This is a genomic window from Micromonospora andamanensis (assembly GCF_016863495.1).
GTDB lineage: Bacteria > Actinomycetota > Actinomycetes > Mycobacteriales > Micromonosporaceae > Micromonospora > Micromonospora andamanensis.
In genome coordinates this window covers 177,335-189,228 of record NZ_BOOZ01000004.1, presented here as the reverse complement: position 1 = coordinate 189,228, position 11,894 = coordinate 177,335, and the positions used below count along the sequence as shown (strand labels likewise).

Annotated in this window: 10 protein-coding genes and 1 pseudogene; 4 read left to right on the top strand and 7 right to left on the bottom strand. The window is 72.3% G+C overall.

All coding sequences use genetic code 11. The annotated features are described in order from the left end of the window. Positions 1-5: 5 nt before the first annotated feature. Positions 6-1,405 (bottom strand): annotated as a pseudogene (locus tag Van01_RS32840) (D-alanyl-D-alanine carboxypeptidase family protein). A 322-nt stretch (positions 1,406-1,727) separates the two neighbouring features. Between Van01_RS32840 and Van01_RS05705 the strand changes: the two are divergent. Then, on the top strand, positions 1,728-2,570 hold the full coding sequence (locus Van01_RS05705; protein WP_204001372.1) for a hypothetical protein: 843 nt from the start codon (positions 1,728-1,730) through the stop codon (positions 2,568-2,570). 187 nt (positions 2,571-2,757) lie between these two features. After that, positions 2,758-3,486 (top strand): class I SAM-dependent methyltransferase, encoded by a 729-nt coding sequence (locus tag Van01_RS05700; RefSeq protein ID WP_204001369.1) that lies wholly within the window; start codon positions 2,758-2,760, stop codon positions 3,484-3,486. Between the two features lie 40 nt (positions 3,487-3,526). Here the strand turns inward: Van01_RS05700 and Van01_RS05695 are convergent, their stop codons facing one another. Then, a complete protein-coding gene (locus Van01_RS05695; RefSeq protein ID WP_204001366.1) occupies positions 3,527-4,210 on the bottom strand; it encodes a MerR family transcriptional regulator in 684 nt (227 codons plus the stop codon). A gap of 213 nt (positions 4,211-4,423) precedes the next feature. Between Van01_RS05695 and Van01_RS05690 the strand changes: the two genes are divergently transcribed. Next, positions 4,424-6,697 (top strand): ATP-binding cassette domain-containing protein, encoded by a 2,274-nt coding sequence (locus Van01_RS05690; protein ID WP_204001364.1) that lies wholly within the window; start codon positions 4,424-4,426, stop codon positions 6,695-6,697. A gap of 78 nt (positions 6,698-6,775) precedes the next feature. Here Van01_RS05690 and Van01_RS05685 read toward each other — a convergent pair whose 3' ends face one another. Then, entirely contained in the window at positions 6,776-7,219 is a 444-nt protein-coding gene (locus tag Van01_RS05685; protein WP_373306209.1) for a protein-tyrosine phosphatase family protein, read from the bottom strand. A 77-nt stretch (positions 7,220-7,296) separates the two neighbouring features. Further along, positions 7,297-8,100: a DedA family protein gene (locus tag Van01_RS05680; protein ID WP_204001359.1), complete on the bottom strand. Its 804-nt coding sequence runs from the start codon at positions 8,098-8,100 to the stop codon at positions 7,297-7,299. 80 nt (positions 8,101-8,180) lie between these two features. On the opposite strand from Van01_RS05680, the gene Van01_RS05675 reads away from it, so the two are divergent. Next, the gene (locus Van01_RS05675; protein ID WP_204001357.1) at positions 8,181-8,876 is read left to right on the top strand and encodes a carbon-nitrogen hydrolase family protein; all 696 of its coding nucleotides are present in this window, start codon (positions 8,181-8,183) and stop codon (positions 8,874-8,876) included. Positions 8,877-8,904: 28 nt separating this feature from the next. Here the strand turns inward: Van01_RS05675 and Van01_RS05670 are convergent, their stop codons facing one another. The 3 genes from Van01_RS05670 to Van01_RS05660 all read right to left on the bottom strand — a co-directional run bounded on the left by Van01_RS05670 (position 8,905) and on the right by Van01_RS05660 (position 11,851). Then, positions 8,905-10,464 (bottom strand): serine/threonine-protein kinase, encoded by a 1,560-nt coding sequence (locus Van01_RS05670; RefSeq protein WP_239098876.1) that lies wholly within the window; start codon positions 10,462-10,464, stop codon positions 8,905-8,907. Between the two features lie 122 nt (positions 10,465-10,586). Then, positions 10,587-10,793: a hypothetical protein gene (locus Van01_RS05665; RefSeq protein WP_204001355.1), complete on the bottom strand. Its 207-nt coding sequence runs from the start codon at positions 10,791-10,793 to the stop codon at positions 10,587-10,589. A 2-nt stretch (positions 10,794-10,795) separates the two neighbouring features. After that, positions 10,796-11,851 (bottom strand): LacI family DNA-binding transcriptional regulator, encoded by a 1,056-nt coding sequence (locus tag Van01_RS05660; protein WP_204001353.1) that lies wholly within the window; start codon positions 11,849-11,851, stop codon positions 10,796-10,798. Positions 11,852-11,894 lie beyond the last annotated feature (43 nt).

Genomic DNA, 11,894 nt, shown 5'->3' with positions numbered 1-11,894 from the left:
CGACACTATCGGGTGAATTCCGACGAGTCCCGCGAATCGACCACCACCCCCGCCTGGATCTCGGACCTGGACGGGCCGCGCGAGGGCGGTTCAGCACCACGATCTGTCCGGCGGGGTCGTCGGGCGGCGAGGATCGCCACGGTGATCGCGAGCGCTCCGACGGCCAGCGCCACGAACATTCCGGCACCCGGCCCGCCGTCGGTCGAGGTGGTTCCCGCCGGCTGCGCCGAGGCGGTGCCCGGCGGTACCGCATCGGCCGGCCCGGTCACCGCAGGTGACGGTTCGGCGTCCAACTCGCCCGGCTCCACCAGCCGGCCGACGCTCACCTGCCGGGGCAGCGCGAAGCCCCAGTCGAGCAGCGCGGCCCCCTGCTCCCAGCTACGTTCAGGCCGAGGTTCGGCACCGAGCAGGGTGACGACGAGTCGTCGGCCGTCCCGCTCGGCCGCGCCGACGTACGTGTGCCGCGCGTAGTCGGTGAAACCGGTCTTACCGCCGAGCGCACCCGGATAGCGGTACACCAGTTGGTTCTCGTTCTGGATCTCGAAGCCCTTGGCCCGCAACGCCTTCTGCGCCGGAATGCGGGTGCGCTCGGTGAGGGCGTACCTGCGGAACGCCGGGTCGGCGAAGCAGACCCGGGCGATCAGAGCCAGGTCGTACGCGCTTGTGAACTGCCCGGGGGCGTCCAGTCCCGACGGGGTGACCGCGTGGGTCCGCCGAGCGCCGAGTCGCCGGGCCTGCTCGTTCATCGCCCGCACGCCACCGGCCACGCCGTCGCCACCACCACCGAGGCGGGCCAGCGCGTTCGCCGCCTCGTTACCGGACTGCAGCAGCAGGCCCAGCCAGAGCGTCTCCACCCGGTACCGGCCGCCTGGCAGCAGCCCGACGGCCGAACTGCCCGGGGCGATGTCCAGGTCCGCCCTGGTGACCGTGACGACCTGGGTCGGGTCGAGTCTGGGCAGCATGGTCGCGGCCAGCAGCAGTTTCTGCACGCTGGCCGGGGTCGCGTACTCGTGTGGGCCGCAACCACCGAGCACCTCGCCGGTGTCCAGGTCGGCCACCAGCCACGACGTCGCCGTCACCTTCGGCGGCGTCGGCGCCGAGGGCGGCACGATCAACCCGGGAGTGGCGAGCAGGTCTCCACCGACCACCCGATGCTCCGGAACGGACGGCGGAGGTGTCGGCTTCGGCGACCGGACCACCTTCGGCGCCACCGCTTTCGGCAGGGCGCAGCCGTCGGGATCGGCGCGGCTGAACCCGGCTCGGGCGGCGGTGTCCCGGCAGGGGCCAGGCGGGCAGCCCAGACGGACGAACCGGCACCCACAGTGATCGCAGCGACACCAGGCGTCGCGGGGATGGTCACCGCAGCGAGGGCGGCGCAGCCGGCGGCCAGGGCCCGGATTCTCATGAACACGCAGACTAACGGCAGGATCCACGCTGTCGCCCACCCCGTCGGACCGGCACCGGCCGGACCGTGGCCCGCGATCTTCGCGGGAAAAAGTTGAACCGATCGCTCGCCGCCCCCGTATCCACGACCGAACACATGAAACGCCCGGACCTGCGACGGGAGCGCTCCCGCAGCTCGGTCCGACGTCACCCGTGAAGGTCCTCGACGTGCGGGGCGGGGCCGGCCGCCGCTGTCGATCGCCTTTCCGGGCACCCCCATCGCTTATCAGCCGACGGGCCCTGACGGGTCGGCCCGTCGGGCGGTCAATCATGAGGAGAAGAGCATGGTCAGGCGTACGCAGAAGCACCAGAAGCACGCCGCGTTGAAGCTCGGCGGCGTCGGTGTCCTGGCGGTGGTGCTCCTGGGCGGCGGGTTGACGCTGGCCTCGGCCGACGACGCTGCCGGGGCGCAGACGGCGAACTGCCCGACGGTGCGGGACAAGCTGTCCAACGTGCCCGCCGCCGCCGTGGCCGGAGTCGAACAGGAACTGGCAAACCTCGACAAGCAGATCGCCGAGGCCAATGCCCGCCTCGCCCAACAGGCCGCCAACCCCCAGGGCGGAGCCAACTTCATCCAGAACGCCATCCTCGGACCGCTGGCCAGCAAGCGCACCGCCGCCCTCGACCGCATCGGCATCAACATCAACCGTGCCGGCGGCCAACGCCCCGACCTCGCCAGCCTCGCCACCTGCGGCCTCAACTCCGCAGGCGTCCCCAGCGCCGTCAACGGCAACGCAGGCAACGGGAACGCAGGCAACGCAGGCAACGCCGGCAACGCCGGCAACGCAGGCAACGCCGGCAACGGGAACGCGGGTGCCGGCGTGGCCCAGCGGGTGAGCTGCCCGACGGTGGCCGACCGGCTCCCGGCGGTGCCGGCCCAGGCAGCGGCGGAGGTGCAGCGGGAACTCGCCAACCTGGACAGCCAGATCGCCGAGGCCAACGCCCGCCTCGCCCGGCAGGCCGCCAACCCCCAGGGCGGCCCGAACTTCGTGCGCAACGCCATCATCGGCCCACTGGAGGACCGGCGCGTCGCGGCGATCAACCGCATCGCCACCGCGATCGGCCGGGTCAACGGCAACCGCCCCGCCGAACTGGTGAACCTGGCCAGGCCCTGCTCGGCGAGCTGAGCACGCAAGCCCCGCCGGTGGGTGGCGAGTCACCGCCGCCCACCGGCCGCGCGTGGGTAGGCAGCGAGCCGCCACCGCCCACCGGCAGTGCGTGATCGACCACATACCGTTGACCGCCGGTCATGCTCCGGCTACAACCTCTACTACCGCCCGGGAGACCTCCGGCGGCGAATCCGAGGTGGTGGCCGTGGCGCTGATTCCGTACGACGACACCGCCGCCGCTGCCTTCGCCGCCGGCCGGGAGTTGGGACGGGAGGGGCTTGTCCGGTGGCGGCAGGCTGTTCAGCACCATCTGCGGCCGCGCTCCGGCTCGACCCTGCTGGACCTGGGTGCCGGCACCGGCATCTGGGCCGGTGCCTTCGCCGACTGGTACGCCGTGCGGGTACTCGCAGTGGAGCCGGCACCCGCGATGCGGTCCCGCTGCGCGCACCGGCCACTGCTCGGCGGGCACGCCGCCGAGCTGCCACTGGCCACGTCCAGCGTTGACGGTGCCTGGTTGTCGACGATGATCCACCACGTCGACGATCTGGAGGCCATGGCGCGCGAACTACGTCGGGTGCTGCGGCCCGGGGCCCCGGTGCTGATCCGGTCACCCTTTCCCGGCCGGCATCAGCGGATCGCGCTGTTCGGCTGGTTCCCCGAGGCGCTGCGGATTCTCGACACCTACCCTGGGCTGGCCATCGTGCGTGCCGCCTTCGCCCGGGCCGGTTTTCCGGTGAGCACTGTGGAGCCGGTCGCCCAGACCGTCGCCGGTTCCCTGGCCGAGTACGCCGAGCGGATGGACCGACGGGCGCACACCCCGCTACAACTGATCACGGAGGCCGAGTACGCGGCCGGCATGGCACGGTTGCGGGCGGCTGTCGGCACCGTCGACGGGCCGATCGTGGACTGTCTCGACCTGCTGGTGCTGCGCTGAGCCGCCGGTGGCGGCAGGCCGTCCGCACGGACGTCGCCCGTCAGGCGGCCCGGTGGCGTAGATATTCGTGCAGGGTCGCCGAGGCGGCCAGCCGCCGCAGGCTGCGGCGGTGCAACTCCTGCTCCCGGCGGGCCAGCTCGGCGCGAACCCGCTCCGGGCTGCCGGTGGTCCGCATCTCGTCGAGCACCGCTGCGATGATCTCGAACGGGTACGCGCCCCGGCGCAGCAACGCCACCACCTGGGCGGCGCGCAACTCGGCCTCGTCGTACACCCGGTAGCCGGTGCCTGCCGCGCGGGCCGGGCGCAGCAGGCCGCGAGCCTCCCACGAGCGCAGTTGCGAGGTGCGGACCCCGACCAGGTCGGCGACGACGCCGACCCGGACGGCCCGGCGTGGTGCTGTCGTACGCGGGCTGCTCACCACGGTCTCGAACGCGCCGAGCACCGTGCGGATCTGGGCCCGTTCGCGGTCCAGTTCGGCGTGTCCACCGTCCAGCAACGCCAGCGCCGTCGGCAGGTCGCCCCGGTGGACCGCCGCCATGATCTCCCGGGTACGCGTCCAGCCGTGCCCGTGGGCCATCGCCCGGGCCACGGTCAGCGCCCGCGCGTGCGCCTCGGTGAAGATCCGGTAGCCGCTCGCGGTGCGCTCCACCGGGGGCAGCACGCCAAGGTCGACGTAGTTGCGCACCTGCTGGACGGAGACGCCCGCCACCGCGGCGAGATCCACCGCGCGCAGTCTCCCGGTCCCCCGACGATCCACCACCGGCTCACCCTAGCCTGCCATGGCAGTTTGAGACTTTAAGGCACTTACTAGACAGCACTAGCGCTCAACTCGTCGCAAAAGTCGCTACATGTGAGTTAATGCGACAATTGAACCCGGCCAGGCCATCTGAAGCCAGTTCCGGACGGGAGTCCGTCCACGATCTCGCGAAGGGTTCGCATGCAGCAGCCAGCACGGTCCGCCGCCGACAGTCACGACGTCATCGAGGTACGCGGGGCGCGGGAGAACAACCTCGATGACATCTCGGTCGACATCCCCAAGCGCCGGCTGACCGTCTTCACCGGCGTCTCCGGCTCTGGAAAGTCCTCATTGGTCTTCGGCACCATCGCCGCCGAGTCCCAGCGGCTGATCAACGAGACCTACAGCGCCTTCCTCCAGTCGTTCATGCCCAGCCTCTCCCGGCCCGACGTGGACTCGCTGCGCAATCTCACCCCGGCCATCGTGGTCGACCAGGAGCGGATGGGCGCCAACTCACGCTCCACAGTCGGCACGGCCACCGACGCGTACGCGATGCTGCGCATCGTGTTCAGCCGGCTCGGTGACCCGCACGTCGGCGGGGCCGGCGCCTTCAGCTTCAACCTGGCCGAGGGCATGTGCTCCACCTGCGAAGGGCTGGGCCGGGTCTCCGACCTCGACGTCAACGAGCTTGTCGACGTGGAGAAGTCACTGAACGACGGCGCGATCACGGTGCCGAACTTCGGCGTCGACACGTGGTACTGGCAGACGATCGTCGGCTCCGGTCTGTTCGACCCGGACGTCAAGCTCCAGGACTTCACCCGGCAGCAGTGGGAGGACTTCCTGCACAAGCCCGCCACGAAGATCAAGGTGGGTGGCACAAACCTGACCTACGAGGGCCTCATCGTCAAGGTCCGCCGACTCTACCTGGCCAAGGACCGGGAGTCGATGCAGCCGCACATCCGGGCCTTCGTCGACCGGGCGGTCACCTTCACCACCTGCGCCGACTGTAGCGGGGCCCGACTCAACCCGGCGGCACTGTCGTCCCGCATCGCCGGCCGCAACATCGCCGAGTGCGCCGCCATGCAGATCAGCGACCTGGCCGAGTTCATCCAGGGGATCGACGACGCGTCGGTCGCCCCGTTGACCGGGAACCTGCGGGAACTGCTGGACTCGCTAGTCGAGATCGGTCTCGGATACCTCAGCCTCGATCGCGAGTCGGCGACCCTCTCCGGCGGTGAGGCGCAGCGGGTCAAGATGGTCCGGCACCTCGGTTCCAGCCTCTCCGACATCACGTACGTCTTCGACGAACCCACCGTCGGCCTGCACCCGCACGACATCGCCCGGATGAACGACCTGCTGCTACGACTGCGGGACAAGGGCAACACCGTGCTCGTGGTCGAACACAAGCCGGAGACCATAGCGGTGGCCGACCATGTGATCGATCTCGGTCCCGGCGCCGGCACCGCCGGTGGTCGGATCTGCTACACCGGCGACGTGGCCGGGCTGCGGCGCTCCGACACGCGCACCGGCCGGCACCTGGACCACCGGGTACGGCTGCGGGAACCGGTCCGTACGCCCCGGGGTCACCTCGCGATCCGGCACGCCGACCTGCACAACCTGCGCGACGTCAGCGTGGACATCCCGCTCGGTGTGTTGACGGTGGTCACCGGGGTGGCCGGCTCCGGCAAGAGTTCCCTGGTGCACGGCTCACTGCACCGCCGTGACGGTGTGGTGGTCGTCGACCAGGCCCCGATCCGTGGCTCCCGGCGCAGCAACCCGGCCACCTACACCGGCCTGCTCGACCCGGTCCGCACCGCCTTCGCCAAGGCCAACGGAGTCAAGGCCGCCCTGTTCAGCGCCAACTCCGAGGGTGCCTGCCCCACCTGCAAGGGCATCGGGCTGGTCTACACCGACCTGGCGATGATGGCCGGCGTCGCCTCCGTCTGCGAGCAGTGCGAGGGTCGCCGGTTCACCGACGAGGTGCTCACCTACCGGCTGCGCGGCCGGACCATCAGCGAGGTGCTCGGCATGTCGGTGGCCGAGGCCCGGGATTTCTTCCCCAGCGGCCCGGCCCGGGTCATCCTGGACCGGATGGCCGACGTCGGGCTGAGCTACCTCACCCTCGGCCAGCCGCTGACCACCCTCTCCGGCGGTGAGCGACAACGACTGAAGCTGGCCATCCACATGGCCGACAAGGCGGGCACCTACGTGCTGGACGAGCCGACCACCGGTCTGCACCTGGCCGACGTCGACCAGTTGCTCGCGCTGCTCGACCGGCTCGTCGACGCCGGCAACACGGTGATCGTCATCGAGCACCACCAGGCGGTGATGGCCCACGCGGACTGGCTGATCGACCTCGGACCGGGGGCCGGGCACGACGGCGGCCGGATCGTGTTCACCGGCACGCCTGCCGACCTGGTCGCGCAGGGCAGTACGCTCACCGCCCGCCACCTGCGCGACTACGTCACCGCCTGAGCACCGCCGGAGCCGGCACGCAGCCCGCCTGCCGGCTCCGGCACCCGGGGCCTGACCGTCGGGCGCGGGTGCCGGGTGTCACCGCTGCTGGGTCGACGATGTGGCCACCCGCCGCAACCAACGCCGCTGCCAGGGAGTTTCCACAGCACCCGGACGGTAGGTGGCACGCACCCAGTCGACCGCACGTTCCGCCGGCAACCCGTCGAGGATGGCGAGCGCGGCCAACGCGGTGCCGGTCCGCCCCGTGCCACCCCGGCAGGCCACCTCCACCCGCTCGCCGGCGTACCCCCGGCGCAGCGCCTCGCGGAACGCGTCAAGGGCGTCCGCCCGGTCCAGCGGAACCCAGAAATCCGGCCACCGGACCCGCCGGTGCGCCCACTCGGGCGTCGGCCCGGGAGCGAGCAGCAGGCTGAAATCGGCAGGTGAGGAAGGGTCGGCGATCCGGCGGCCACGCACCCGCACCCCGCCGGGCAGCTCCACGACACCGACCTCGTCCGCCCAGGCTCGTCGCTCCCCCACCACCGCGATCCCTTCTCCGCCCGGTAACCCCCGCCAGCCACCGTCCCGGCGACCGTACCAATCGACAGGCACGGCACCGTTCAGCGGTTGAGGTCCCGGTCCGTCCGATGCTGACCGTCCGACCAGACACTGCGGTAGATGGTGCCCCGCCCGTCGGGATCGGGCACGCCGGTGGGCGTCGAATCGGTCAGGCCGGCACCACTGTCGTTGGACAGCAGGCCGCCGGCGCGGCGGGAGCGGCGCAACCGGGTGACGACGAACCAGACCAGACCGAGGGCTGTGGCGACGATGACCACGTTCTGCAGGATGCCGGCGTACCCCTCGACCAGGTGCCAGTTGTCACCGAGCAGGTAGCCGGCCATCACGAATGTGGTGTTCCAGATCAGGCTGCCCAGCGTGGTGTAGACCGCGAAGGTGAGCAGCGGCATGCGTTCCACCCCGGCCGGGATGGAGATCATGCTCCGGAAGATCGGGATCATCCGTCCGAAGAAGACGGCCTTGACTCCGTGCCGCAGGAACCATTCCTCGGTCCGGTCGATGTCGCTGAGCTTCACCAGCGGCAGCCTCGCCGCGATGGCCCGCGTCCGCTCCCGACCCAGCGCGGCTCCGACCCAGTAGAGCGCGAGAGCGCCGAGCAATGAACCGAGCGTCGTCCAGAAGATGGCTCCGACAACGCTCATCCGCCCCTGCGCCGCGACGAACCCGGCGAGCGGCAGGATCACCTCGCTGGGAATCGGGGGGAACAGGTTCTCCAGGGCCACGGCCAACCCCGCACCAGGGCCGCCGAGTCGCTCCACCAGGTCGGTGACGAAGCCGACCAGGCCGTCCTCGGGCGGTGCGGACTGGCCGACGACGACGGGCGAGGCGTACCGGACGTGAATCATGTCCCACACGCTACGAACCTCAGCTGAGAGTCGCTGCACCGGCGTCGACTTTTCTGACCCGCCCGACCTACGCTACGCGGATGTCGCGCCCTCCGCTGAGCATCGCCGTCGCCCAGCCCCGCTGCGTGGCGTACGACATCGACGCGAACGTGGCGGCGCACGCGGAGCTGGTGCGTGCCGCGGCGGCCCGGGTGGTGGTCTTCCCGGAGCTGTCGCTGACCGGTTACGAGCTCGACGCCGCAGCTGTCGACCCCTCGGACTCCCGGCTCGCGCCGCTGGTCGCGGTCTGCGCGTCGGTGGGGGCGCTCGCCCTGGTCGGCGCTCCGGTGGCCGGCGAGCACATCGCCACCCTCGCCGTGGACGGCGCCGGGGCCCGGGTGGCGTACCGCAAGATGTGGCTCGGGGACGTCGAGGCGCGCCGGTTCCGCCCGGGGCCGGCACCTGTCGTGCTGGACGTCGACGGCTGGCGCCTCGGCCTGGCGATCTGCAAGGACACCGGGGTCGAGGAACACGCGGCACGGACCTGCGCCGCCGGTGTCGACGTCTACGCCGCCTCGATCGTCGACTCCGCGGCGGAGGCACACGTGCCGGACCAGCGGGCCTCGCGGATCTCCACCACGCACCGCGTCGTGGTCGCCGTCGCCAGTTTCGCCGGCGCCACCGGAGGCGGCTTCGCCGAGACGGCCGGCCGGTCGGCGATCTGGGGGCCGGACGGGTCGGTGCTCGCCCGCGCCGGGACCGCACCTGGCGAGTTCGTCCAGGCGACCCTGACCTGAACTCGGCCGATCGGCGGTGCCGGCGGGTTCAGTCCTCCGGCAGGGCCGCCTCGAACCGGTCCAGCACGTCGTCCACCCGGTCGGCGAGATCCGCCGGTAGCCGGCCGCGTTCGACCTCGTCGTCGAGCCGGTCGCGCAGATCCTCGACGCGCTTCTCCTGCTCCTTCGGCCTGCCCCCGGCCAACTCGGTGAGGTCCTTGCGCAGCCGGTCGGCGGCCTTACGGTCGATCTCGCCGGTGAGCTGTGCCTCGGTGAGCAACGCGATGAGTTCGACAGCCGCCCGGCGCAGACTCACCGGTTCCGGCCGGGCGGCCGACGAGGTGGCCTCGGGTCGTGGTGCGGCGGGCGCGGACGAGGACGGCGGGGCGGCCGGCCGCGTGGTGGTCGGCGCGGCGGTCGACTGCCCGTCGCCCGGGTCACCGAGAACGAGAGTTGCGCCCAGGCCGAGGAGCAGGACCATGACGAACGTGACAAGTGCGCCCGCTGGCGGGCCGGTACGCCCCCGCCGGCCCGGTGGCCGTCCGGCCGCCGCCCCGGCGCGGGCGAGACCGCGCAGTGGTCCGCCCGACGCGGGTCGGGGCCGAACGGTGGACGGGGCGGCCACGGGGCGGGGCACCGGGTCGACAAGGGTCGGTGGATGCTGGCGCAACTGCCGGGTCGCGTCCACCGCGCGCCGACCGCCGCTGGTCACAGGTGGGTCGACAGTGGCCGGTGCCGCCGGTGCGGTGGCGGCGGCGCGGAACCGGACGGCCAGTCGCCCGGCGGTGGGGCGTCGTTCCGGATCAGGGTCAAGGCAGGCCAGCACCAGCTCAGCGAGGTCGGCCGGCAGCCCCGGCACCCGCAGCGGTGCCACTGCCGGACGCTCGGCGTGCACCCGGACCGCGTCCTGCCAGCTACGCACCGGCAGCGGCACGTCGCCGGTAAGGGTGCGGTACAGCAGCGCGCCGAGGGCGTACACGTCGCTCGCCGGATGCGGCGGGTCGGCGCTCAACCGCTCGGGCGCGAGGTAGGCGGGCGTACCCATCAGGGCTGCGCCCGCCGGGCGGGCACCGGGCGGCGGTGTCCCGGCGAGTGCGGCGATGCCGAAGTCGAGCACCTTGGCACCGTTGTCGGTGAGCATCACGTTGCCCGGTTTGATGTCGCGGTGCACCACGCCCAGGCGGTGCGCGGCGGCCAGGGCGGCGGCCACCTCGGCGGCCATCCGCAGCGCCGGTCGCCAGGGCAGTGGGCCGTCCGTCAGCCGGTCGGCGAGGTTCCGCCCGTCGACCAGTTCCATCACCAGGTACGGCACGACACTGCCGTCGGCCAGGGCCGCCTCGCCGTAGTCGTACACCTGGGTGACGTGCGGGTGAGCCAGGCGGGCCGCGGCCCGGGCCTCCCGCCTGAGGGTGGCCCGCAGCTCCGGGTCGACGGCGAACGTCCCGGCGAGGACCTTCACCGCGACCGACCGGCCGAGGACCTCGTCCTCGGCGCGCCACACCTCGGACATTCCGCCGAGGCCGATGCGGTCGTGCAGCACGTAGCGGTCGTGCAACCGCAGGCTGGGGGTGAACGGCGACATGGGCTTCCAGTCTGCCTGGTACACCACCGGCACACCACCCACGGCTGTCACCGACCCGTCGTGCTGCCCGCGGACCGGCTCGCCGGGGGCGGGCCCGCGGCGGGTGGCGAAGTCCCTGGCTCGCGGCGGTCAGGGACGTCGCGACAGCCCTACGTGCGGCAGGCGGGCGAGGCGGGCACGGGGCGGGGCTGGATCTGGTCAGCGAGTCGACGCAACGCCCCGGCGGCGAGCCGGCGGGTGCCCGCCAGTCGCGCCGGCTGCGGCACGTCGGGCCGGACCGGTGCGTCCGGCCGGGCCGACATGACATGGCGGGTGACCGCGTCGACGGCCGTGATGAAGCCGATGGGCTGTTCCATGGTCAACTCCTCGGGGCCGGTCCGGAGCTGCTCCGGACGACGAGCGTGGTGGGTAGCAGGATCTGGCCTGCGGCGGCGTCCACGGGTGGGTCGAACAGCAGTGTGGCGGCGCTGCGGCCCTTCGCCTCGCCAGGTTGGCGGATGGTGGTCAGGCCGGCCGCTTCGGCCTCGGCGATGTCGTCGAAGCCGGTCACGGAGACGCGCGGCCCCGGCTCGCCGTCGGGTCGCAGGACGTCGAGGGCACCCAGGGCGAGCACGTCGGAGCAGGCCAGCACCGCGGTGGGCGGTTCGGGCAGGCTCGGCAGCGACCGGACGGCTGCGGCACCGGCGACGCGGGTGTTGTCGGTGGCGGTCAGCACCGTCAGGTCGGACCAGGCGACGCCGGCCGCCGCGAAGGCGTCGGCGAAACCGGCCAGACGGTCACGGGTGGTGGGGTGCGGCACGTCGGCCACGTCGTCGACCCGTAGCGGCCCGGCCGGTGCGTCCGGCAGGACGTCGTGACCGAGCAGGGCGACCCTGCGGTGACCGAGCGCGGTCAGGTGGGTCGCGGCCGAGCGGGCCGCGGCCCGCTCGTCGATGCCGACCCAGAGATCGTCGGCCCGGGGACGCGAGGAGGTGGTGACGAAGGGCAGGCCACGGCCACGGATCGTGTCGAGGATGCCCTCCTCGTCACCGGCGCAGTAGACGCAGAAACCGTCGACCGCGGCGTTCTCCACAGCCGTCCGCGCGCCGACCGCGTCATCGGGCAGCGGTACCAGCAGCAGGTTGCTGTCGTGACGTTCGGCCGCCTCGGCCACCCCGGTGAGGAATCGGACGGCGAAGGGGTCGGTGAAGGCGTACGACAGTCGGGAGGTGAACAGCACGCCGATGGCGCCGACGAAGCCCCGTCGCAGCGACCGGGCGGTCGGGTCGGGCCCTGGGTAACCCATCTGCCGCGCGGTCTCCAGGATGCGCTGACGCAGCTGCGGGGAGAGCTGGTCCGGCCGCCCGTACGCGTTGGAGACCGTGCTCCGCGAAACCCCGACCGCCTCAGCCACCGCCCGCAACGTCGGCTTCACCCCCGCACCCCCTTCTGGATCGATCCAGCAACTGAATCGATCC

Coding starts and splice junctions, on each gene's coding strand:
- Van01_RS05705 (WP_204001372.1), top strand. CDS start 1,728: ATGGTCAGGCGTACGCAGAAGCACCAGAAGCACGCCGCGTTGAAGCTC.
- Van01_RS05690 (WP_204001364.1), top strand. CDS start 4,424: ATGCAGCAGCCAGCACGGTCCGCCGCCGACAGTCACGACGTCATCGAG.
- Van01_RS05680 (WP_204001359.1), bottom strand. CDS start 8,100: ATGATTCACGTCCGGTACGCCTCGCCCGTCGTCGTCGGCCAGTCCGCA.
- Van01_RS05675 (WP_204001357.1), top strand. CDS start 8,181: ATGTCGCGCCCTCCGCTGAGCATCGCCGTCGCCCAGCCCCGCTGCGTG.
- Van01_RS05665 (WP_204001355.1), bottom strand. CDS start 10,793: ATGGAACAGCCCATCGGCTTCATCACGGCCGTCGACGCGGTCACCCGC.